Annotated in this window: 17 protein-coding genes; 12 read left to right on the top strand and 5 right to left on the bottom strand. The window is 61.0% G+C overall.

Going from position 1 to position 20,588, the window contains the following annotated elements; all coding sequences use genetic code 11:
* Positions 1-29: 29 nt before the first annotated feature.
* Positions 30-860 carry a MurR/RpiR family transcriptional regulator gene (locus KGP24_RS16835; RefSeq protein WP_008502123.1) on the bottom strand — a complete coding sequence of 277 codons (831 nt, stop codon included), beginning with the start codon at positions 858-860 and terminating at the stop codon, positions 30-32.
* Between the two features lie 292 nt (positions 861-1,152).
* On the opposite strand from KGP24_RS16835, the gene KGP24_RS16830 reads away from it, so the two are divergent.
* From KGP24_RS16830 to iolB, 10 genes are all read left to right on the top strand, one after another.
* Complete coding sequence (locus KGP24_RS16830; protein ID WP_223561202.1) at positions 1,153-2,658, top strand: CoA-acylating methylmalonate-semialdehyde dehydrogenase; 1,506 nt, start codon at positions 1,153-1,155, stop codon at positions 2,656-2,658.
* Between the two features lie 11 nt (positions 2,659-2,669).
* The gene (gene iolD / locus KGP24_RS16825) at positions 2,670-4,595 is read left to right on the top strand and encodes a 3D-(3,5/4)-trihydroxycyclohexane-1,2-dione acylhydrolase (decyclizing) (protein ID WP_223561201.1); all 1,926 of its coding nucleotides are present in this window, start codon (positions 2,670-2,672) and stop codon (positions 4,593-4,595) included.
* 289 nt (positions 4,596-4,884) lie between these two features.
* Positions 4,885-5,871 carry an inositol 2-dehydrogenase gene (gene iolG / locus KGP24_RS16820; protein WP_223561200.1) on the top strand — a complete coding sequence of 329 codons (987 nt, stop codon included), beginning with the start codon at positions 4,885-4,887 and terminating at the stop codon, positions 5,869-5,871.
* A gap of 31 nt (positions 5,872-5,902) precedes the next feature.
* Positions 5,903-6,832: a substrate-binding domain-containing protein gene (locus tag KGP24_RS16815; RefSeq protein ID WP_223561199.1), complete on the top strand. Its 930-nt coding sequence runs from the start codon at positions 5,903-5,905 to the stop codon at positions 6,830-6,832.
* A 48-nt stretch (positions 6,833-6,880) separates the two neighbouring features.
* Complete coding sequence (locus KGP24_RS16810) at positions 6,881-8,428, top strand: sugar ABC transporter ATP-binding protein (RefSeq protein WP_223561198.1); 1,548 nt, start codon at positions 6,881-6,883, stop codon at positions 8,426-8,428.
* Between the two features lie 11 nt (positions 8,429-8,439).
* Positions 8,440-9,468, top strand: a complete 1,029-nt coding sequence (locus tag KGP24_RS16805) for an ABC transporter permease (RefSeq protein WP_008502116.1) — start codon at positions 8,440-8,442, stop codon at positions 9,466-9,468.
* Positions 9,469-9,476: 8 nt separating this feature from the next.
* On the top strand, positions 9,477-10,610 hold the full coding sequence (locus tag KGP24_RS16800) for a Gfo/Idh/MocA family oxidoreductase (protein WP_223561197.1): 1,134 nt from the start codon (positions 9,477-9,479) through the stop codon (positions 10,608-10,610).
* 12 nt (positions 10,611-10,622) lie between these two features.
* A complete protein-coding gene (gene iolC / locus KGP24_RS16795; RefSeq protein WP_223561196.1) occupies positions 10,623-12,527 on the top strand; it encodes a 5-dehydro-2-deoxygluconokinase in 1,905 nt (634 codons plus the stop codon).
* An 11-nt stretch (positions 12,528-12,538) separates the two neighbouring features.
* A complete protein-coding gene (gene iolE / locus KGP24_RS16790; protein WP_223561195.1) occupies positions 12,539-13,429 on the top strand; it encodes a myo-inosose-2 dehydratase in 891 nt (296 codons plus the stop codon).
* A 9-nt stretch (positions 13,430-13,438) separates the two neighbouring features.
* Positions 13,439-14,263: a 5-deoxy-glucuronate isomerase gene (gene iolB, locus KGP24_RS16785; RefSeq protein WP_223561194.1), complete on the top strand. Its 825-nt coding sequence runs from the start codon at positions 13,439-13,441 to the stop codon at positions 14,261-14,263.
* Between the two features lie 54 nt (positions 14,264-14,317).
* Here iolB and KGP24_RS16780 read toward each other — a convergent pair whose 3' ends face one another.
* Genes KGP24_RS16780 through KGP24_RS16770 form a run of 3 tightly spaced genes read right to left on the bottom strand, consistent with a single transcriptional unit; the run spans position 14,318 to position 16,821 of the window.
* A complete protein-coding gene (locus KGP24_RS16780) occupies positions 14,318-15,061 on the bottom strand; it encodes an alpha/beta hydrolase (RefSeq protein ID WP_223561193.1) in 744 nt (247 codons plus the stop codon).
* A gap of 11 nt (positions 15,062-15,072) precedes the next feature.
* Positions 15,073-15,540, bottom strand: coding sequence for a DUF6130 family protein (locus KGP24_RS16775; protein WP_223561192.1), 468 nt, complete (start codon positions 15,538-15,540; stop codon positions 15,073-15,075).
* A gap of 51 nt (positions 15,541-15,591) precedes the next feature.
* Positions 15,592-16,821, bottom strand: a complete 1,230-nt coding sequence (locus KGP24_RS16770; protein ID WP_223561191.1) for an MFS transporter — start codon at positions 16,819-16,821, stop codon at positions 15,592-15,594.
* A gap of 97 nt (positions 16,822-16,918) precedes the next feature.
* Between KGP24_RS16770 and KGP24_RS16765 the strand changes: the two genes are divergently transcribed.
* A complete protein-coding gene (locus KGP24_RS16765; RefSeq protein ID WP_223561190.1) occupies positions 16,919-17,809 on the top strand; it encodes a LysR family transcriptional regulator in 891 nt (296 codons plus the stop codon).
* On the opposite strand, the gene KGP24_RS16760 is transcribed toward KGP24_RS16765, so the two are convergent.
* Positions 17,806-17,994, bottom strand: a complete 189-nt coding sequence (locus KGP24_RS16760) for a YfgG family protein (protein WP_021241815.1) — start codon at positions 17,992-17,994, stop codon at positions 17,806-17,808. The two genes, KGP24_RS16765 and KGP24_RS16760, sit on opposite strands and share 4 nt — an antisense overlap.
* A 352-nt stretch (positions 17,995-18,346) precedes the next feature.
* Between KGP24_RS16760 and KGP24_RS16755 the strand changes: the two genes are divergently transcribed.
* On the top strand, positions 18,347-20,587 hold the full coding sequence (locus KGP24_RS16755) for an EAL domain-containing protein (RefSeq protein ID WP_223561189.1): 2,241 nt from the start codon (positions 18,347-18,349) through the stop codon (positions 20,585-20,587).
* The last annotated feature ends 1 nt before the right edge of the window (position 20,588 follow it).

The following is a 20,588-nucleotide window of genomic DNA, read 5'->3' as shown; positions in this document are numbered from 1 at the left end:
CTGCCTGTGCAGGGGGTTTTTTTATTGCCTTACTTCCCCTCTCCCAGCCGATACGCCAGCGCCACCACCAGCGACTGCACCAGGCACAGCGTCGCCGACTGTGACCGGAACGCATCCACCTGCGCCTCTTTCACCACAAAGCAGAGATCGCTGAACGTCGCCAGGGGGCTTATCTGGCTGTCCGTAATCACGATCTGCCGTGCGCCGACGCTGGCGGCGGTTTCGCTGACCATCACCGTCTCTTCCGCGTACGGCGAGAAGCTGATTGACACCACGATGTCGCGCGCCTTAATGCGGCTGATCTGCTCGCGCAGCATCCCGCCCATGCCGTCGAGCAGGATAGGGCGGCACTCCAGGTGGCTCAGGGCGTAGGTGAGGTAGGCCGCAACGCTGAAGGAGCGGCGCAGTCCGGCGATGTAGATGGTGTCGGCGTCGGCCAATAGCTGCACCGCGCGCTCCAGCATTTCCGGCTCGGCGCGGGCGGCCAGCTGCTGTAGCGCCTGCGCGTTAGAGCGGGCGAATTCCTGCAGGATATCGAGCGGCGTTTCCGGCACGGCCTCGCTCTCCATCTCGCGGAACAGCCGGGCGCGGTCGCTGTAGCTGGCGGTCTCCTCCACCAGGTTCATGCGAAACAGCTGTTTCATTTCGTTGAAGCCGGTGAAGTCAAAGGCGTTGGCAAAGCGGATCAGCGTCGAGGGCGGCACGTCGGCGCGCTCGGCAATAACGGCAACCGTATCAAAGGCCACGCTGTTGGTGTTATCCAGCACGTAGCGGGAGACCTGCTGCAGCCTCTTGCTCAGGCTATCGTAGCGATCGCGGATTTGCTGCTGCAGTTCGTTCAGGCTGGTTGCTGTCGTCATCTTATCCCCCAAATACAGTCTTATGATTCTAAACGCAAAACCGCGTCTTTTAAATGTCGGCCATCCATCTGGCAGCAAAAATGAAACAGAAACTTCAGTCATTTCCTCGCCCGAAATTCCTTAATAGCGCACGCTGCGTCAGTGTTGTTGGCTGTTAACATAAAAATCCATCCTTGATCACAATAATCATCATTTATTTTATTTCAGCTTAAAATGGAATATTTATTTCATATATAGTGTCCAGTACACAGTGTTCAGGTAACGGTCACGTATCAACAGCGAGAGGTTAAGGATGGAGACGGTAGCGAATTTTATTCACGGCGAATGTGTCACCGGTTCGGGCCAGCGCGTTCAGGCGATCTTCAACCCGGCCACTGGCGAGCAGGTCCGCCAGGTGGTGATGAGTACGGCGCAGGAAACGGAGCAGGCAATTGCCGCCGCGCAGCAGGCGTTTCCGGCGTGGGCGCACCATGCTCCGCTTAAGCGCGCGCGCGTGATGTTCCGCTTTAAGGCGCTGCTGGAAAAGAACATGGAGCGCCTGGCCCGCATCATCAGCGAAGAGCACGGCAAGGTCTTCTCCGACGCGGTGGGCGAACTGACCCGCGGCCTGGAAGTGGTGGAATTTGCCTGCGGCATCCCGCATCTGCAAAAGGGCGAACACTCGGCGAACGTCGGTACCGGCGTCGACAGCCACTCGCTGATGCAGCCGCTCGGGGTCTGCGCCGGGATCACGCCGTTTAACTTCCCGGCGATGGTGCCGATGTGGATGTTCCCGATTGCGCTGGCGACCGGGAACACCTTCGTGCTGAAACCGTCGGAGAAAGATCCTTCTCTGGCGCTCGCGCTGGCGCAATTGCTGAAAGAGGCCGGCCTGCCGGACGGCGTGTTCAACGTGGTGCAGGGTGATAAAGAGTCAGTTGACGTGCTCCTGACCGACCCGCGCGTGCAGGCGGTGAGCTTTGTCGGCTCCACGCCGATTGCGGAATACATTTATCAGACCGCGTCCGCCCACGGGAAGCGCTGTCAGGCGCTGGGCGGGGCGAAAAACCACTGCATTCTGATGCCGGATGCTGACATGGAAATGGCGACCAACGCCATAATGGGCGCGGCCTACGGCGCGGCGGGGGAACGCTGCATGGCGCTCTCGGTGGTGCTGGCGGTGGGGGATAATACCGCCGATGACCTCTGCGCCCGGCTGGAGAAACAGATTGCCGCGCTGCGCGTCGGGCCGGGCCTGGACCAGTCGCCGGAAAACGAAATGGGGCCGCTCATCTCCTCCGCGCACCGCAGCAAGGTGCTGGGCTACATCGACAGCGGGGAAGCGCAGGGGGCGACGCTTCGCGTGGACGGTCGCGGCTTTAGCGTTAAGGGCCACGAGCAGGGCTACTTCGTCGGGCCGACGCTGTTCGATAACGTCACCCCGGAGATGACCATCTATAAAGAAGAGATTTTTGGTCCGGTGCTTTCTGTGGTGCGCGTAGCAGATTACGCCAGCGCGGTGGACCTGATTAACCGCCATGAATATGGTAATGGCTCGGCAATCTTCACCCGTGACGGCGGCTGCGCGCGCCGCTTCTGCGAAGAGGTGCAGGCGGGGATGGTGGGCGTTAACGTGCCGATCCCGGTGCCGATGGCATTCCACAGCTTCGGCGGCTGGAAGCGTTCTATCTTTGGTGTGCTCAACGTCCACGGCAGCGACGGCGTGCGTTTCTATACCCGAATGAAAACCATCACCGCGCGCTGGCCGGAAATGCAGCAGGAGACAGGCGCTGCGTTCTCCATGCCGACGCTGGGCTGACAGGAGGCGTTATGCAAACCGAACGTATGACCATGGCCCAGGCGCTGGTCCGGTTCCTTAATCAACAGTACGTCAGCGTGGACGGCGACGAAACGCCCTTCGTGGAGGGCGTGGCCACCATCTTTGGGCACGGCAACGTGCTGGGTATCGGCCAGGCGCTGGAGCAGGACCCCGGCCATCTGCAGGTGATGCAGGGGTGCAACGAACAGGGCATTGCCCATATGGCGACGGGATTCGCCAAACAGCACCGCCGTCAGCGCATTTTTGCCGTCACCTCCTCCGTCGGGCCGGGCGCCGCTAATATGGTTACCGCGGCGGCCACCGCCACGGCGAACCGCATCCCGCTGCTGCTGCTGCCGGGCGATATCTACGCCAGCCGCCAGCCGGACCCGGTGCTGCAGCAGATCGAGCAGTATCACGATCTCAGCATCAGCACTAACGACTGCTTCCGTCCTGTCTCCCGCTACTGGGACCGCATTAACCGCCCAGAGCAGCTCATGAGCGCCATGCTCAACGCGATGCGAACGCTTACTGACCCGGCAGATACCGGTGCGGTGACGATTTGCCTGCCGCAGGACGTGCAGGGGGAAGCCTGGGACTACCCGCTGAGCTTCTTCGCGCGTCGGGTGCACCACATTGAGCGCCGTCCACCCGATCCGCAGCGTCTGGCGCAGGCGCGGGCGCTGATCGCCCGCAAGCGTCGTCCGCTGGTGGTGTGCGGCGGCGGCGTGCGCTACTCCGGCGCGCATGAGGCGTTTCGCGAATTCGTCGAGACGCTGCGGCTGCCGTTTGCCGAAACCCAGGCCGGAAAGGGGGCGCTGGTAAGTGACCACCCACTTAACCTGGGTGGCGTAGGGGTGACGGGCGGAATGGCCGCCAACCGGCTCGCGCCGCAGGCCGATTTAGTGATTGGCATCGGCACGCGCCTGACCGACTTCACCACCGGCTCCAAGGCGCTCTTCTCGCACCCGGACGTCGAATTTCTCCTGCTGAACGTGGCCGAGTTTGACGCCCTGAAGCTGGACGCTACCGCGCTGATTGCCGACGCTCAAACCGGGCTCCAGGCATTGACCCACGCGCTCGGGGATTACCGCAGCGGCTGGGGAGAGGCGATCGCCGAGGCGAAGTCCGCCTGGCGCGACGAGTGCCGCCGCCTGTGGGATCGCCAGTGGCGCCCTGACGATGCGCCCGAAGTGGCGGGGCACCTGGATGCGCAGCTGGCTGAATACGGCGAGACGCTCAACACCCGCCTGACCCAGACGCGGGTGCTGGGGCTGATCAACCAGCATATTGAAGATAACGCCATCGTGGTCGGCGCGGCCGGTTCGCTGCCGGGCGATTTACAGCGTCTCTGGCAGGTCAAAACGCCGGACAGCTATCACCTGGAGTACGGCTACTCCTGCATGGGCTACGAGATTGCGGCGGCCCTCGGCGCAAGGCTCGCCAGGCCCGAACTGCCGGTGTACGCCATGGTCGGGGATGGCTCCTACATGATGCTGCACTCCGAGCTGCAAACCGCCGTTCAGGAGGGCATCAAGGTCACCGTTCTGCTGTTTGATAACGCCAGCTTCGGCTGCATTAATAACCTGCAGATGGGGCACGGCATGGGCAGCTTTGGCACCGAAAACCGCCACCGCAACCCGGAAACCGGGCGGCTTGACGGGCCGCTGGTGAAGGTCGATTTTGCGCAAAACGCGGAAAGCTACGGCTGCCGCGCGTGGCGGGTGAACGATGAGCAAAGCCTGCTGGCGGCGCTGGAGGCGTCACGGGCGCATCCGGGCCCGACGCTGCTGGACATCAAGGTACTGCCGAAGACCATGACCCACGACTACGCCTCCTGGTGGCGAACCGGTGATGCGCAGGTGGCGGAATCGTCTGCCGTGCGTGAGGCCGCTGAGCAAACGCAGGCGCAGGTGAAAAAAGCCCGTCAGTATTAAGTTTTTCCGCCGTAACGAAATTTTCATTTCATTTTTCTTTTTCCCCTCACCCTAACCCTCTCCCTCACGGAGAGGGGACGGATCGGTGCGGTTTTTTCTCCCTCGCCCCTCTGTAATGGAGGGGAATCCCTCCCGCCATGTTGTGAGATTGATAACAAAATTTATCTCATTCATCTCAAAAGTGTTAACCCACACTCAAAAACATAATTTTCACTATTTATAAAAATGAAATAAATGTTTTATTTATAGGGTCGTTAGTTCACAGCATTCACCAACACCGGGAGCCGTTATGTTTAACATTGCTTTACTGGGCGCTGGCCGAATTGGCCAGGTACATGCAGCTAACATCGCCAGCCACGGTGCGACCACGCTCTGGTCCGTGGTTGACCCGAATCAGGAATTTGCCACCCGTCTCGCCGCGCAGTATCAGGCACGCCAGCAGAGCCTGATTGAGGCGATGACCGACCCTAACGTTCACGCCGTGCTGATCGCCTCCGCCACCGATACCCACGCGGATCTGATTGAAATGGCCGCCCGCCACGGTAAGGCCATCTTCTGTGAAAAGCCGGTACACCTTGACCTCGCCCGCGTGCGCGACTGCCTGAAGGTGGTCAAAGAGTACGACGTGCCGCTCTTTATCGGCTTTAACCGCCGCTTTGACCCGCAGTTCCGCCGCGTGAAAACCGACGCGCAGGCCGGGCGCATCGGCAAACCGGAATCGCTGCTGATCATCTCCCGCGACCCGTCTCCGCCGCCTGCTGAGTACGTGCGCGTCTCCGGCGGCATGTTCCGCGATATGACCATTCACGACTTTGACATGGCGCGCTTCATCATGGGCGAAGAGCCGGTGTCGGTCTATGCCCAGGGCAGCAACCTGGTGGATCCGGCAATTGGCGAGGCGGGGGATATCGATACCGCGTTTATCGTTCTGAAGTACGCCTCCGGCGCGATGGCGACCATCGTCAACAGCCGCCGCTCTTCCTATGGCTATGACCAGCGCCTGGAGCTGCACGGCTCAGAAGGGCTGCTGTGCGCGGGCAACATTCTGGAAAACCAGGTGCAGCACTACGGCAAACAGGGCTGCACCAGCGCGCTGCCGGAACATTTCTTCCTGCAGCGCTACAAATCCGCTTACGCCGCGGAATGGGAACACTTTGTTGCGGTCCTGCGCGGCGAAGCGGTGCCTGACTGCAGCGGCGATGATGGTGAACGTGCGCTGTACCTTGCGGATAAAGCGCTGGAATCACTGCGTAGCCAGCGCGAGATCGTCCTCTAAACGCAACAACCCTACACAGAGAGACATAATAATGAAAAAACTGATCGTAGCCGCCCTCATCGCCATGACGTCCGGGGCCGCCCTCGCCGAAAACGAGCAAATCGTTTTCAGTACGCCAAACCTGGCCATGCCGTTTGAAGTTCACATGCAGCGCACGGCGGTGAAAGCCGCAAAAGAGATGGGCGTGAAGCTTCAGGTGCTGGACGGCCAGGGCAGCTCGCCGAAACAGGTGGCTGACCTGGAAAATGCCATCACCCTTGGGGCGCAGGGCTTTATCGTCTCCCCGAATGACGTAAACGCAGTCTCCAGTGCGGTAGATGAAATTCAGGATGCGAAGCTGCCGGTGGTGACCCTTGACCGATCCGTCGACAGCCAGAAGAAAGTGCCGCACTTCGGCGCCAACAACTACAAGGGTGGCCAGGCGGTTGGCGACTTCGTCAAAACCAAATTCCCTAACGGCGCGGACATCATTCTCCTCACCGGCCAGCCGGGCTCCTCCTCCAATATTGAACGCACCAAAGGGATCCGCGACAGCCTGAAGGCGGGCGGGGATAAGTACAAGATCGTCGCCGATCAGACCGGTAACTGGATGCGTTCTGAAGGGATGCGCATTGTGGAAAGCGTTCTGCCTTCGCTGCCGAAACGTCCGCAGGTGATCCTCTCCGCCAACGACGATATGGCGCTGGGCGCGATTGAAGCGCTGCAGAGCCAGGGCGTGAAGCCGGGAGAAATTCTGGTCACCGGCTTTGATGCGGTGCCGGAAGCGCTGGCCCGCGTGCGCGACGGCTGGCTGGCGGTGACCGCGGATCAGCGTCCGGGCTTTGCGGTGCAGACGGCGATGAGCCAGCTGGTGGCCAACGTGCGCGAGAAGAAAGCCATCACCGGGGCCGACTACCCGCCGACGCTTATCACCAAAGAGAACCTGCAGCAGGCTGAGCGAATCGGTGAGGCCGGTAACTAATATGTCCCGAGCCGCCTCTGGCGGCTCATCATGAGGAGGAGCAGACCGATGTCGCAACCCTTACTGAAAGTGACCGAGCTGGCGAAAAGCTTTTCCGGCGTCTGGGCGCTGAGCAGCGCTCAGCTGACCGTCGGGCCAGGAGAAATCCACGCCCTGCTGGGGGAAAACGGGGCGGGTAAATCCACGCTGCTGAAGGCGCTCGCGGGGGCGCAGCCGCAAACCCGGGGGGATATCTGGTTTAACGGCGAAACGCTGCCGGTAGATGATTCCCCCGTTGAGCGGCAGAACAAGGGCATTATTACCATCTATCAGGAATTCAACCTGCTGCCCAACATGACCGTCGCGGAAAACATGTTTCTCGGGCGCGAGCCGCGCAGGCGTAACCTGATCGTCGACGAAAAAGCGGTTAACCAGGAGGCGCAGGTCATTCTTGATTACCTGCAGCTGAACGTTGCCCCGACCACGCCGGTGGCCCGTCTGAGCGTCGCCCAGCAGCAGATGGTGGAGATCGCCCGGGCGCTGACCCTCAACGCCAGGCTGATTATTATGGATGAACCTTCCGCCGCGCTGAGCGACAGCGAGGTGGAAAGCCTGCACCGCGTGGTGCGGGAGCTTAAAAACCGCGGCGTAAGCATTATTTACGTTACCCATCGCCTGCACGAAGTTTTCCAGCTCTGCGACCGTTTTACCGTTTTCCAGGACGGCCGCTTCACCGGCACCGGCGCGGTGGCGGAGACCAACGTCGAACAGCTGATTCGCCTGATGGTCGGGCGCGACGTGGCCTTTAACCGCCGTCCCGCCAGCGAGACCCATCATGAAGACAAACCCGTCCGCCTGGCGGTGAAGGGTCTGAGCCGCGAGAAGCCGCCGCTCGATCCCCACGGCATCGCCCTGCACGACATCAGCTTCCACGTCCACGCCGGGGAAGTGTTAGGGATTGCTGGCCTGGTGGGCGCGGGGCGTACCGAAGTGGCGCGCTGCCTGTTTGGCGCAGACGCCTTTACCTCGGGCAGCTTTGAGCTGGACGGCGTGCCGTACCAGCCGCGCGACCCGCTCTACGCCCTCGACCAGGGCGTGGCTTTGGTACCGGAAGATCGCAAAAAAGAGGGGGCGGTGCTGGGGCTGTCGATTCGCGACAACCTGTCGCTCTCCTGCCTTTCCTCGCTGCTGCAGTGGCGCTGGTTCGTGAACACCCGCAAAGAGGACGATCTGATTGAGTCCTACCGCAAGGCGCTGCAGATCAAAATGGTCAACAGCGCGCAGGAGGTGCGCAAGCTCTCCGGCGGAAACCAGCAAAAAGTGATCCTCGCGCGCTGCATGGCCCTCAACCCGCGGGTGCTGATCGTCGATGAACCGACGCGCGGCATCGACGTGGGGACCAAATCGGAAGTGCACCAGGTGCTGTTTGAGATGGCGAAAAAGGGCGTGGCGGTGATTGTGATCTCCTCCGATCTGCCTGAAGTGATGGCGGTGTCTGACCGGATCATCACCCTCAGCGAAGGCCGGGTGACCGGCGAGATCCACGGCGACGACGCTAACGAAGAACGGCTGATGACGATGATGGCCATCAACCACAACGCCCTGAACGCGGCATAACGGAGTTTCACATGACGCAGATGATTTCTAAAACGCAGGCCCCGGTCAAACGCGCCGGACGCATCGATCCTATCGCCTTCTTCGAGCGCTTCGGGGTGCTGATTTTCATGATCCTGCTGCTGATCTTCTTCCAGTCGCAGAACAGCAATTTTTTCTCTGAACGCAATATTTTCAACATCCTGACCGAAGTCTCCATCTACGGGATCATGGCCGTGGGGATGACCTTCGTCATCCTGACCGCCGGGATCGATCTCTCCGTGGGCTCCATTCTGGCGGTGTGCGCCATGACCGCGGCGTACGTGATCAAAGGCGACAACTTCACCACCGTTGACCCGAACGCCTGGGGCGGCATGAGCTGGCTGATCGGGCTGGGGATTTGTCTGGCCATGGGCACGGCGATTGGCTTCCTGCACGGTCTGGGCGTCACCCGCCTGCGCCTGCCGCCGTTCATCGTCACCCTCGGGGGGATGACCATCTGGCGCGGCCTGACGCTGGTGATTAACGACGGCGCGCCGATTGCTGGTTTCGATCAGGGCTACCGCTGGTGGGGGCGCGGGGAGCTGCTCGGTATCTCCATCCCGATCTGGATCTTCGCCATCGTCGCCCTCGGCGGCTATCTGGCGCTGCATAAAACCCGCTGGGGCCGCTTCGTCTACGCCATCGGCGGCAACCCGGAGGCGGCGCGCCTGGCGGGGGTAAACGTCAAGCGCGTGCTGGTCAGCGTCTACGTGCTGATCGGCTGCCTGGCGGGGCTGGCGGGCTTCATCCTGAGCGCGCGTCTGGGGAGCGCCGAGGCGGTGGCCGGGATCTCATTTGAGCTGCGCGTCATCGCCTCGGTGGTGATTGGCGGCACCTCGCTGATGGGCGGCTACGGGCGCATCGGCGGCACCATTATCGGCTCCATCATCATGGGGATTCTGATTAACGGCCTGGTGCTGATGAACGTCTCGGCCTACTACCAGCAGATTATCACCGGATTAATTATCGTTCTGGCGGTGGCGTTTGATACCTACGCCAAAAGCCGTCGCGGCGCACTGTGAGGATCACGATGAAAGAGGTTCGTATTGGATTAATTGGCACCGGGTATATCGGCAAGGCCCACGCTATCGCCTATGCCCAGGCCCCGACGGTGTTCAACCTGCGCGGCAGGCTGGTGCGCGAGATGGTGGCGGAAGTCACGCCGGAGCTCGCGGCAGCGCGCGCGCAGGCGTTTGGCTTCAACCGCTCCACCGGCGACTGGCGGGCGCTGGTGGCCGACCCGGCTATTGACGTGGTGGATATTTGCTCACCCAACCATTTGCATAAAGAGATGGCGCTGGAGGCGATCCGCCACGGCAAGCACGTCTACTCGGAGAAGCCGCTGGCGCTGAACGCCCACGACGCGCGCGAGATGGTCGACGCCGCGAAGCGGGCCGGGGTGAAAACGCTGGTGGGGTTCAACTACATGAAGAACCCGACCGCGCAGCTGGCGAAGGAGATTATCGCCCGCGGCGAGATTGGCGAGGTGATCCACTTCTACGGCACCCACAACGAAGACTATATGGCCGACCCGCGCTCGCCCATTCACTGGCACTGCTTTAAAGAGACCGCCGGGCTGGGCGCGCTGGGCGACCTCGCGGCGCACATCGTCAATATGGCCCAGTACCTGGTGGGGGATATTGAGCAGGTCTGCGGCGATCTGAAGATCGTGGTCCCGGAACGTCCGGCAAAGGCCGGTTCGTCGGAGATGATCCTCGTCGAAAATGAGGACCAGGCCCACGCGATGGTGCGCTTCGCGGGCGGGGCGCAGGGCGTGATTGAAACCTCCCGCGTTGCCTGCGGCCGCAAGATGGGGCTGTCGTTCGTCATCACCGGGACGAAAGGCGCCATCAGCTTCACGCAGGAGCGCATGGCGGAACTGAAGCTCTATCTGCATGACGATCCAGTGAACCGTCAGGGGTTCCGCACGCTGCTCGTCGGCCCGTCACACCCGGACTACGCCGCGTTCTGCATGGGCGCGGGCCACGGGATTGGCTTTAACGATCAAAAAACGGTGGAGGTGCGCGACCTGGTGGACGGGATTGCCGCCGACGCGCCGATGTGGCCGGACTTCGAAGAGGGCTGGAAGGTGTCGCGCGTGCTGGACGCGATCGCGCTCTCGCACCGGGAAGGCCGCTGGCTGAACGTGAACGACATTGTCTGATGAGGTATCAACGTGGAAAAGCAGTTTGATGTGATATGCATGGGCCGCGTGGCGGTAGACCTCTACAGCCAGCAGATTGGTGCCCGTCTGGAAGATGCGTCGAGCTTCGCCAAATATCTCGGCGGGTCGTCCGGCAACGTGGCGTACGGCACCGCGCGTCAGGGTTTACGTTCGTCGATGCTGGCGCGCGTCGGCGATGAACATATGGGCCGCTTCCTTCGGGAAGAGCTCAACCAGGTGGGCTGCGATACCAGCCATCTGATTACCGATAAACAACGCCTTACGGCGCTGGTGCTGCTCGGCATTAAAGACCGGGACACCTTTCCACTGATTTTTTATCGCGATAACTGCGCGGATATGGCCATTACGGCCAGCGATGTGGACGAAAGCTACATTGCCTCCGCACGTTGTCTTGCCATCACCGGGACTCATCTTTCTCATCCGCAAACCCGCGAGGCGGTGCTGACGGCGCTGGGCTATGCCCGCCGCCACGGCGTGCGCACGGTACTGGACATCGACTACCGTCCGGTGCTGTGGGGGCTGACCGCCTTAGGCGACGGCGAAACGCGCTTCATCGCCGCCGAAAGGGTCACCCGCGAGCTGCAGGAGGTACTGCACCTCTTCGACGTCATTGTTGGCACCGAAGAGGAGTTCCACATTGCGGGCGGCAGCACGGATACCCTGCAGGCGCTGGGGCAGGTGCGCGCCGTCAGTGAAGCAGCGCTGGTCTGCAAACGCGGGTCGCTCGGCTGCTCGGTCTATACCGGCGCCATTCCGCCCCGGCTGGACGACGGCCTGACGGTGACCGGCGTGCGCGTGGAGGTACTGAACGTCCTCGGGGCGGGGGACGCGTTTATGTCCGGCCTGCTGCGCGGCTACCTGAACGACGAGGGCTGGGAGCAGGCGTGCCGCTACGCCAACGCCTGCGGCGCGCTGGTGGTGTCGCGCCACGGCTGCGCCCCGGCGATGCCGAGCAAAATCGAGCTGGATGACTATCTCTCCCGCGCCGCGAATGTGCCGCGTCCGGATCTCGACCCGCGTCTTAACCATCTCCACCGCGTTACCACCCGCCGCCGCGAGTGGCCGGAGCTGTGCGTGATGGCCTTCGACCACCGCAGCCAGCTTGAGGATATGGCGATGCAGTGCGGCGCGTCGATCGGGCGCATTCCGGCGCTGAAGCAGCTGATCCTGCAGGCCAGCCGCGAGGCCGCGAACCGCGCCGGGCTGGAGGGCAAAGCCGGTCTGCTGTGCGACGGAACCTTCGGTCAGGACGCGCTGAACGCGATCACCGGGGAAGGGTGGTGGATTGGCCGTCCCATTGAGCTGCCGGGCTCCCGGCCGCTGGAGATGGAGCACGGCAATATCGGCACCCAGCTTATCAGCTGGCCGCAGGAGCATGTGGTGAAGTGCCTGGTCTTCTTCCATCCTGAAGACGCTCACGGCCTGCGCCTGGAGCAGGAGCAGAAAATTGCCGAGGTGTATCACGCCTGCTGTCGGTCCGGGCACGAGCTGCTGCTGGAGGTGATCCTGCCCGCGACCATGCCGCGTAGCGACGAGCTCTACCTGCGCGCCATCTCCCGCTTCTACAACCTGGGTATTTATCCGGACTGGTGGAAGCTGCCGCCGCTCTCGGCTGACGGCTGGACGGCGCTGAGCGAGATTATCGAACGCCGGGACCCGCACTGCCGCGGTGTGGTGATCCTCGGCCTGGACGCCCCGGCGGAACAGCTGCGCGCCGACTTCAAAGCCGCAGCGGGGCAGACGGTAGTAAAAGGCTTCGCCGTGGGGCGCACGCTGTTTGGCGATGCCTCCCGCGCGTGGCTGAAACACGATATTGACGATGCGCAGCTGGTGGCGCGCATCCGGGACAACTACCTGCAGCTTATCGCCTGGTGGCGCGAGCGCGGACACGCATAATGGAGACGACAATGAGTGTGCAATTAGGCATTAACCCGCTGACGTGGACGAACGACGATCTGCCTTCTCTCGGCGCGGAGACGTCGCTGGAGACCTGTCTGAGCGAAGGTAAAGAGGCCGGTTTCGCTGGCTTCGAGCTGGGCAATAAATTCCCGCGCGAAGCGCGCCTGCTCGGCCCCATCCTGCAGCGCCACGACCTGCAGCTGGTCTCCGGCTGGTACTCCGGCCGCCTGCTGGAGCGCAGCGTGGAGGAAGAGATCGCCGCCGTGCAGCCCCACCTGACGCTGCTGCGCGAGCTTGGGGCGAAGGTGCTGGTCTTTGCGGAAGTGAGCGGCTGCATTCACGGCGAGCAGCAGACCCCGGTTCACCTGCGCCCGCGCTTCCCGCAGGCGCGCTGGAAGGAGTACGGCGAGAAGCTCACCGAATTTGCTCGCTATACGCAGCAGCAGGGCGTGCAGATTGCCTACCATCACCATATGGGCACGGTGATTGAGTCCGCCGAAGACGTGGACAACCTGATGACCTACACCGGTGAAGCGGTTGGATTGCTGCTGGATACCGGCCATCTGACCTTTGCCGGGGCCGATCCGCTGGCGGTGGCGCAGCGCTGGGCGTCGCGCATCAACCACGTTCACTGCAAAGACGTGCGCGCCGACGTGCTGGCGGACGTGAAAAACCGCAAAACCAGCTTCCTCGATGCGGTGCTGAGCGGCGTATTTACCGTGCCGGGCGACGGCTGCGTCGATTACCCGCCGATTATGCGGCTGCTGAAGGCGCAGGATTATCACGGCTGGCTGGTGGTCGAGGCAGAGCAGGATCCGGCGATAGCCCATCCGCTGACCTACGCCCGTCTGGGGTATAACAACCTGAGCCGCCTGGCGCGCGACGCCGGACTGATTTGAGGAGGGGACATGTCACGTCTGTTATCACGCTGGCAACAGCCGAACGCGGAGGGGCGGACCCAGTCCGTCACGCCGGAAAGCGCAGGGTGGGGGTACGTTGGGTTTGAGGCATATGAGCTGCTGGAGGGGCAGACCCTGGCGCTGCCCGCCGTCAGCGAAGAGCGCTGTCTGGTGCTGGTGGCCGGACGCGCCTCCATCAGCACGTCCTCCGCGCAGTTTAACGATATTGGCGAACGGATGAGCCCGTTCGAGCGCATCAAGCCGTGGGCGGTTTACGTTACCCCGCAGGAGGCGGTGCAGGTGAAGGCGCTGACGAAGCTGGAGCTGGCGGTCTGCGCCGCCCCCGGCAAAGGCACGTACCCGACGCGGCTGATAGCTCCGCAGGATATCGACGCTGAGGCGCGCGGCAAGGGGCGCAACCAGCGCTTCGTGCACAACATTCTGCCGGAAGACAAGCCCGCCGACAGCCTGCTGGTGGTGGAGGTCTGGACCAACGAGGGCTGCACCAGCTCGTACCCGAGCCATAAGCACGACACTGATAACCCGCCGCAGGAGACGTACCTGGAGGAGACCTACTACCATCGCCTCAACCCGGAGCAGGGGTTCTGCATGCAGCGCGTTTACACCGACGACAGAGCGCTGGATGAGTGCATGGCGGTCTACAACCGCGACGTGGTCATGGTGCCGAAGGGCTACCATCCGGTGGCGACGATGGCCGGGTATGACAGCTATTACCTCAACGTCATGGCGGGGCCGGTGCGCAAATGGATGTTCACCTGGGAGGAGGACCACGCGTGGATTAATCGGGATTATCCCGAGGATGGCGGGCGCTGAGGCTGTTTTTTGCCGGGTGGCGCTGCGCTTACCCGGCCTGGAATCCGCAAAATATTACTTTGCGTCAATCGCCTGCTCAATCGTCCGGGCGACGGCAACCGGCTGGCTCACCATCGACACGTGGCTTGCCGCCACCTCGGCGGTTTTTGCGTGGATAGTCTTCGCCATCGCCCGTTCAAGGTCGGGGTTGATCATTCGGTCATTCTTGCTGACCACATACCAGCTCGGTTTGTCATGCCACGCCGCGTGGGCGATCTTTTCACCAAACGCCTCGGCCTTAATCGGCCCCTGCGTGGATGCAAACGTATTCTGGATGGCTGGCTTCACGTCAGGCGCGAAGTCCCTTCTGACGGCTCCTGTTGGCAGGTATAAATAGCCGTCCGCCGTTTTGGCAATGCCCGCGCTGCCCGGCGGGGCAGGGTAGCTTCCTGCCAGGTCCGCCGTCGACTGGCCGGAGTCCGGCGCGAACGCCGCCACATACACCAGCGATTTTACCCGCGCATCGTTTCCCGCCTCGCTAATCACGGTGCCACCCCAGGAGTGGCCCACCAGCACCACGTCACCCTGCGCACGGGCGATGGCCCGCTTTGTGGCCGCAACGTCATCTTTGAGCGACGTAAGCGGGAGCTGGACGGCAATGACCTCTGCGTGTTGTTTCTGCAAAAGGGTAATCACCTTATTCCAGCTGCTGCCGTCGGCAAACGCGCCGTGCACCAGCACGACGCTGGTTTTACTCTGCGCAAAGGTGCTGGCGGAAAGCGCCAGCAGGCCAGCGGTCACTACAGACAGTGCTCTCATCTTCATACTCCTTAAAAGTGATGGACCGCCGCATGGGGCGGGACGGTGAATTCAACGGTTTTGTGGTCGAGCGGCCTATGCGTCGGGTCAGCCAGAATAATGGTCACCTTGTGTTTACCGGCGGGCAGCCCCACAAGGATCACCGGCTCTCCGCTGGCGTCAGCCCAGTGCCAGGGCGCGTTATCCACCACCACGTGAATGTGCCCGATGCGCGGGGTAACCTTTAGCGCTTCGGGGCCGAATACCGGCTCGATGCGAAGGTTTTCGGCACGGTACTGGATAAACACCGCGCCTTTGCTCAACGGCCCGGCCAGCGGCGGGTCGACTATCAGCTTTGCAGGCGGCTGCGGCTGTGCCAGCGGCGCAACGGCGGCGGGGCCGTTAACGTCCGCGGCGCTCAGATTGTCCAGCGGTGTGGCCCGGACATATGCTACGGATGCCAGGACAAGCAAGGGGATAAGTGCATAACGAAGGATCATCGGTCTCTCTCCTCATCGGTTCTGAATGACGACAGGGAAAGAAAACCATTTTTATGTATCGGGGATATTTGCCGGAGGCGGCGTTTTGTACCCGTTTGTCAGCGTGGCGCTCTGGATACAGTGCGATACAGTTTGCCTGCGTGGACGGCGCACAATCGCTATCGCCAGCCCGGCGATCACCAGCGTCAGACCCGTCGACACCCACATTGCGCCGGCGATCCCCAGCGTTTTGTTCAGCCACGCGTAGGCAAACGGCGAGGCTGCCGCCATCAGCTGGCCGGGGATAAGCAGCATGCCCGTGCGGCGGGCATAGCTTTCGGTGCTAAACAGTTCCAGCGGCAGCGTGGCTTTCACAATGGTGACCAGCCCGTTGATGGCGCCATAGCCCAGCACAAACCCGGCCGCACACCACGCAAACAGGGCGCTGCTCATCCCCAGAAGAAAGCAGAGCGGCATGGCGAGGGCGGTAAAAAGCGTGAGTTTGAATGGGGTTAAGCGGGCGCCCGCCAGCACTTCCAGCGAGCGAGCACCCGTCTGGCCGATCCCCCACAGCATGCCGATGGCGACAGGCAGGCCGAAGTGGGCAATAAACTCCGGCAGATGGGTGGACGTGCCGTTCGAGACAAAGGTGATGAGGGCAATGAAGGCGGCATAAAGCCAGCCGTTACGCCGCTCGTTTTCCAGAGGCGGCGCGGTGACCTTTGTCGTTACCGTCAGCCGCTGCCGGGGAAGCGTTCTTATCAGGCCCGCACTCAGCAGGCCGAAGAGAGCATAGACGCGCAGCGCCTCCTGCCAGCTCATAACCTGAAGCAGGGCATCGCCCAGCGGCCAGAAGACGGCGGATGCCAGCCCGCCCGCCAGCGTGACGCGCGAGATTGTTCTTCGCGCCTGCTGCCCGTAGAGGTTCACCAGCGCGGCGAACAGCGCGTCGTACAGCGACAGGCGCATCCCTACGCCGCTGACCAGCCAGGCACAGTACCAGCCAAAAAGCGTCTGGGTATACGCCATGCCTGCGCAGCTTGCGGCGATCAGCAACGTTCCGCTCATCACCACCGTCTGACCGCCAAAGCGTGCCAGCAGGCGGGCGACAAAAGGGGATAGCGCCGCCATCACCAGCATCGCCAGCGTCAGGCCGAGGTAAATCTGCGGTGACGACCATCCGCGGTCGGCTGAAATGGCCAGCGCAAAGGTGCCGGGCATATAAAACGAGATCCCCCAGTTGATGAGTTGATTACACCCGGCCGTGAGGGCGAGGCGGCGTGGCAGGGCAGGTGTTTCCATTGTTTTTCATTCCGCTATGCAGTTGTCCTGAGCATAACGGGCGCGGTATTGTGCTGGCAGGGCAGCAACCTTATGCGCGGTATAAGAGAAACTTTGAATGACGACGCTTAATCTGGGCTATCTCGCCACCTTCCGTCTGGCGATCCAGCGCGGTAGCTTTTCAGCGGCAGCGGATCTGCTGGGTATCTCCCAGCCCGCCGTCAGCCTGCAAATACGCCAGCTGGAGCAGTTTCTGCAAGCGCGGCTGGTGGAGCGTACCGGACGGGGGATTAGGGCGACGGCTGCCGGAGAGGCATTGCTGGCGCATGGGGAGCGTATTCAGCAGGTGGTGGATGACGCTATCCGGTCCGTGAATGCGTTTAGCCACGACGTGAGCGGTACCGTTACGCTTGGCACGGGGGCAACGGCCTGCATCCATTTTCTGCCGCCGCTGCTGGAGCAGCTACGCCGCGACTATCCGCTCCTGAAAGTGGGGGTGACGACGGGCAACACCCTCGATATCGTCAGGGCCATCGAAGAGAACCGTCTCGATATGGGGCTGGTCACGCTGCCGGTGAGTGGCAAGGCGCTGGACGTCATGCCGGTGATGGATGAAGAGTTTGTCTTTATCGCCTCGCGGGAGCTACAGGATGTTTTCAGGGCGTTCACCCCGGAGGCGCTGCACGCTCAGCCGCTGATTGCCTTTGAATCAGGTAGCGGTACCCGGGCGCTGATCGATGGCTGGTTTGCGGCTAATGGATTAGCGATCGCACCGGTGATGCAGCTTGGCAGCATCGAGGCGATCAAACGTATGGTTCGCGCGGGGCTGGGCTACAGCATCGTGCCGCGAATGGCGGTAGAACAGGAAGTCGATCGAGAAGGGCTATGCGTGATGTCGCTGATGCCCATGCTGCAGCGGCAGCTGGCGGTGGTGATGCGACAGGATAAAATCCTCAGCAAAGGGATAGCAGGCATTATTCGGATGATACAAACCCCTCCGGCGGCCTAGCGATCGGCGGTGTCGACGGTCAGGCTGGATTGCTGCGACTGGGTTTTATCCTGATGGTGGTACCAGGCGCCAATTGATGAGTAAACGAAGCGGCCAAAGAAAAACAGGAAGCTGATGAGCAGTATGATGCGGGTCATTCGGGTGTTAAATCGATGTCGTTTGCGCATACGCGTGACCTGACTCACTCTATTTTTCCTGGATAAGCCCTTTTGGGCGACAAGGATATTAAGGCACAGCGGGAAGATGGGGTCAATTCTGCAGTGTGTAAATAACCGTCAATGCTTACATTGATTAAAGTTATTTAAATTAATCGATGCATTTACCATATTGATAATATGAAGAAAATAATTTCAAAAAATCGCCGCAAAAAGTTATTTGCGCAAAGTAACTTGATTTAAGTCAACTGCTTCCCGGCTCTGATATCTAAAATCCTTCCTCCATACAGTTCGCCCCGCATGCCGCCGGGCGGCGCGTACGTCAGGTTGGATGCCTGTCTTTATTTTCCCTCTGGAGCGTAAGGGATTTAACCGGGCATCTATGAACATTCTCGCTTTCCTGAAAAAAAATGAAAACCGCTGGTGGGCATTGCCGCTTATTTTACCGGTGGTTTTGCTTCCCGCGATGAGCATTGCGAATACGTTCACGCAGCTGGGCGACGGCATTGCGGCACTCTATTATTTACCCCTCTCATTTTTGCTTTCGCTGATAATGTTCTTTGGGCTGGAAGCGCTGCCCGGGATCGTATTGTCGCTGTTTATCCGCTATTACCCCTCGGTCGGCATGTTCGAAACGGTCGCCGTCGTGCTCCATTTTGTCGTCCCTTTAGTGCTCAGCTGGGGCGGCTACCGGGTGTTTGCGCCCAGACGAAATATGACCGCGTACGGCGACATCCGGCTGATGGCGCAGCGGATCTTCTGGCAGGTCTTCTGCCCCGCGACGCTGTTTCTGGTGCTGTTTCAGTTTGCGGTGTATTTGGGCGTGTATGAAAGCCGGCAGAGCCTTGCGGGAGTAACCCCCCTTAATATTCGCACGCTCATCAACTATCAGACGCTGCTGGTCAGCGGGCTGACGGGCGTGCCGCTGAGCTATCTGCTGATCCGCCTGATTCGTCATCCGCGCTATCTCAAAAGCCTTATCTCGCAGATCCGTTCCCAGATAGACAAAAAGGTGACGGTCATTGAGTTTCTGATGTGGGCTATCGCGCTTGGCGGTCTGCTATCACTGCTGCTGCTCCCGATGAATGAAAACAGCTCCATTTTCACCACAAACTACACCCTGTCGCTGCTGATGCCGGTGATGCTCTGGGGCGCGATGCGTTTTGGCTATAAGCTGATTTCGCTTATCTGGACGCCGATACTGCTGGTGACTATTCACTATTTCTACCGCTATATCCCGGTGAACCCGGGGTATGACATTCAGCTGGCGATCACCTCTTCCAGTTACCTGGTCTTCTCGTTCGTGGTGATTTATATGTCGATGCTGGCGACCCGGCAGCGCGCGGTGAACAAACGCTCCCGCAGGCTGGCGCTGCTCGACCCGGTTGTCCATATGCCTAACCTGCGGGCGCTGTCGCGAGATCTGGCGAAAAACCCGTGGTCGGCGCTCTGCCTGCTGCGCATTCCTGAACTGGAAATTCTGGGCCGAAATTACGGCGTGTTTCTGCGCATTCAGTACAAACAGCAGCTGGCGCAGTGGGTGAACGGCACGCTCCAGCCCAATGAGCTGGTGTATCAACTGACCGGGTACGACATGGCGGTTCGGCTCAACGCGGAATCGCACCAGCAGCGGATTGAAACCCTGGACGAGCATATCAAACAGTTCCGCTTTGTCTGGGACGGTATGCCGCTACAGCCGCAGGTGGGCGTGAGTTATTGCTATGTCCGCTCCCCGGTTAACCATCTTTATCTGGTGCTGGGTGAACTGGGCGTGGTTGCCGACCTGTCGCTCTCCTCCAATCATCCGGAAAATCTTCAGCAGCGTGGGGCAGTCCATTTGCAGCGCAGCCTGAAGGATAAAGTTGCGATGATGAGCCGCCTGCAAAAGGCACTCGATAACGACGAATTCACCCTGCTGGTTCAACCCGTTCGCGGCCTGCGTGGCGATTGCTATCATGAGGTCCTGCTCCGGATACCGGATGTCAACGGGCTATTGATCTCCCCCGACCAATTCCTGCCCGTCGCGCAGGAGTTTGGCCTCTCCTCGCGGGTGGATTTGTGGGTGCTGGAGCATACCCTGCGCTTCCTGGCCGCGCATCGCGAAAGGCTGCCCGGCCAGCGCTTTGCCATTAATCTGGCACCGCCGACCGTGTGTCGGGTGCAGTTTCCGCTTGAGGTGAGTCGCCTGCTGGCGAAATACGCCATTGAGCCATGGCAGCTGATCTTTGAAGTGACGGAGTGCAGCACCTTTTGCAATGCGGAGCAGGCGCTACATATTCTCCGTCAGCTGCAGAAAATGGGGGTACGTATTGCGATTGATGATTTTGGCACCGGCTATGCGAGCTATGCGCGGCTGAAAAGCGTGGATGCGGATATTCTCAAGATCGACGGCAGCTTTATTCGCAACATCGTCAACAACAGCCTGGATTATCAGATTGTGGCGTCTATCTGCCATCTGGCACGCATGAAAAAGATGCTGGTGGTGGCTGAGTATGTCGAAACCGAAGAGATACGTAGCGCGGTTCACGCGCTAGGCATCGATTATGTGCAGGGTTATCTGATTGGCAGACCTGCACCGCTTGAGTCACTGCCGGAAGCAGAGGCGTCCTCCGCGGACGCCTGAG

The organism is Enterobacter sp. JBIWA008, assembly GCF_019968765.1.
Classification (GTDB): domain Bacteria; phylum Pseudomonadota; class Gammaproteobacteria; order Enterobacterales; family Enterobacteriaceae; genus Enterobacter.
Note: the sequence above shows the minus strand (reverse complement) of the source record. Positions and strands in the feature narration are given on the sequence as shown.

Excerpts from the sequence above, each read along its gene's own strand:
- KGP24_RS16775 (WP_223561192.1), bottom strand. The coding sequence starts at position 15,540 with ATGATCCTTCGTTATGCACTTATCCCCTTGCTTGTCCTGGCATCCGTA.
- KGP24_RS16780 (WP_223561193.1), bottom strand. The coding sequence starts at position 15,061 with ATGAGAGCACTGTCTGTAGTGACCGCTGGCCTGCTGGCGCTTTCCGCC.
- iolG (WP_223561200.1), top strand. The coding sequence starts at position 4,885 with ATGTTTAACATTGCTTTACTGGGCGCTGGCCGAATTGGCCAGGTACAT.
- iolD (WP_223561201.1), top strand. The coding sequence starts at position 2,670 with ATGCAAACCGAACGTATGACCATGGCCCAGGCGCTGGTCCGGTTCCTT.
- KGP24_RS16815 (WP_223561199.1), top strand. The coding sequence starts at position 5,903 with ATGAAAAAACTGATCGTAGCCGCCCTCATCGCCATGACGTCCGGGGCC.
- KGP24_RS16755 (WP_223561189.1), top strand. The coding sequence starts at position 18,347 with ATGAACATTCTCGCTTTCCTGAAAAAAAATGAAAACCGCTGGTGGGCA.
- iolE (WP_223561195.1), top strand. The coding sequence starts at position 12,539 with ATGAGTGTGCAATTAGGCATTAACCCGCTGACGTGGACGAACGACGAT.
- KGP24_RS16830 (WP_223561202.1), top strand. The coding sequence starts at position 1,153 with ATGGAGACGGTAGCGAATTTTATTCACGGCGAATGTGTCACCGGTTCG.
- KGP24_RS16810 (WP_223561198.1), top strand. The coding sequence starts at position 6,881 with ATGTCGCAACCCTTACTGAAAGTGACCGAGCTGGCGAAAAGCTTTTCC.
- iolB (WP_223561194.1), top strand. The coding sequence starts at position 13,439 with ATGTCACGTCTGTTATCACGCTGGCAACAGCCGAACGCGGAGGGGCGG.
- KGP24_RS16835 (WP_008502123.1), bottom strand. The coding sequence starts at position 860 with ATGACGACAGCAACCAGCCTGAACGAACTGCAGCAGCAAATCCGCGAT.
- KGP24_RS16805 (WP_008502116.1), top strand. The coding sequence starts at position 8,440 with ATGACGCAGATGATTTCTAAAACGCAGGCCCCGGTCAAACGCGCCGGA.
- KGP24_RS16770 (WP_223561191.1), bottom strand. The coding sequence starts at position 16,821 with ATGGAAACACCTGCCCTGCCACGCCGCCTCGCCCTCACGGCCGGGTGT.
- KGP24_RS16800 (WP_223561197.1), top strand. The coding sequence starts at position 9,477 with ATGAAAGAGGTTCGTATTGGATTAATTGGCACCGGGTATATCGGCAAG.
- KGP24_RS16765 (WP_223561190.1), top strand. The coding sequence starts at position 16,919 with ATGACGACGCTTAATCTGGGCTATCTCGCCACCTTCCGTCTGGCGATC.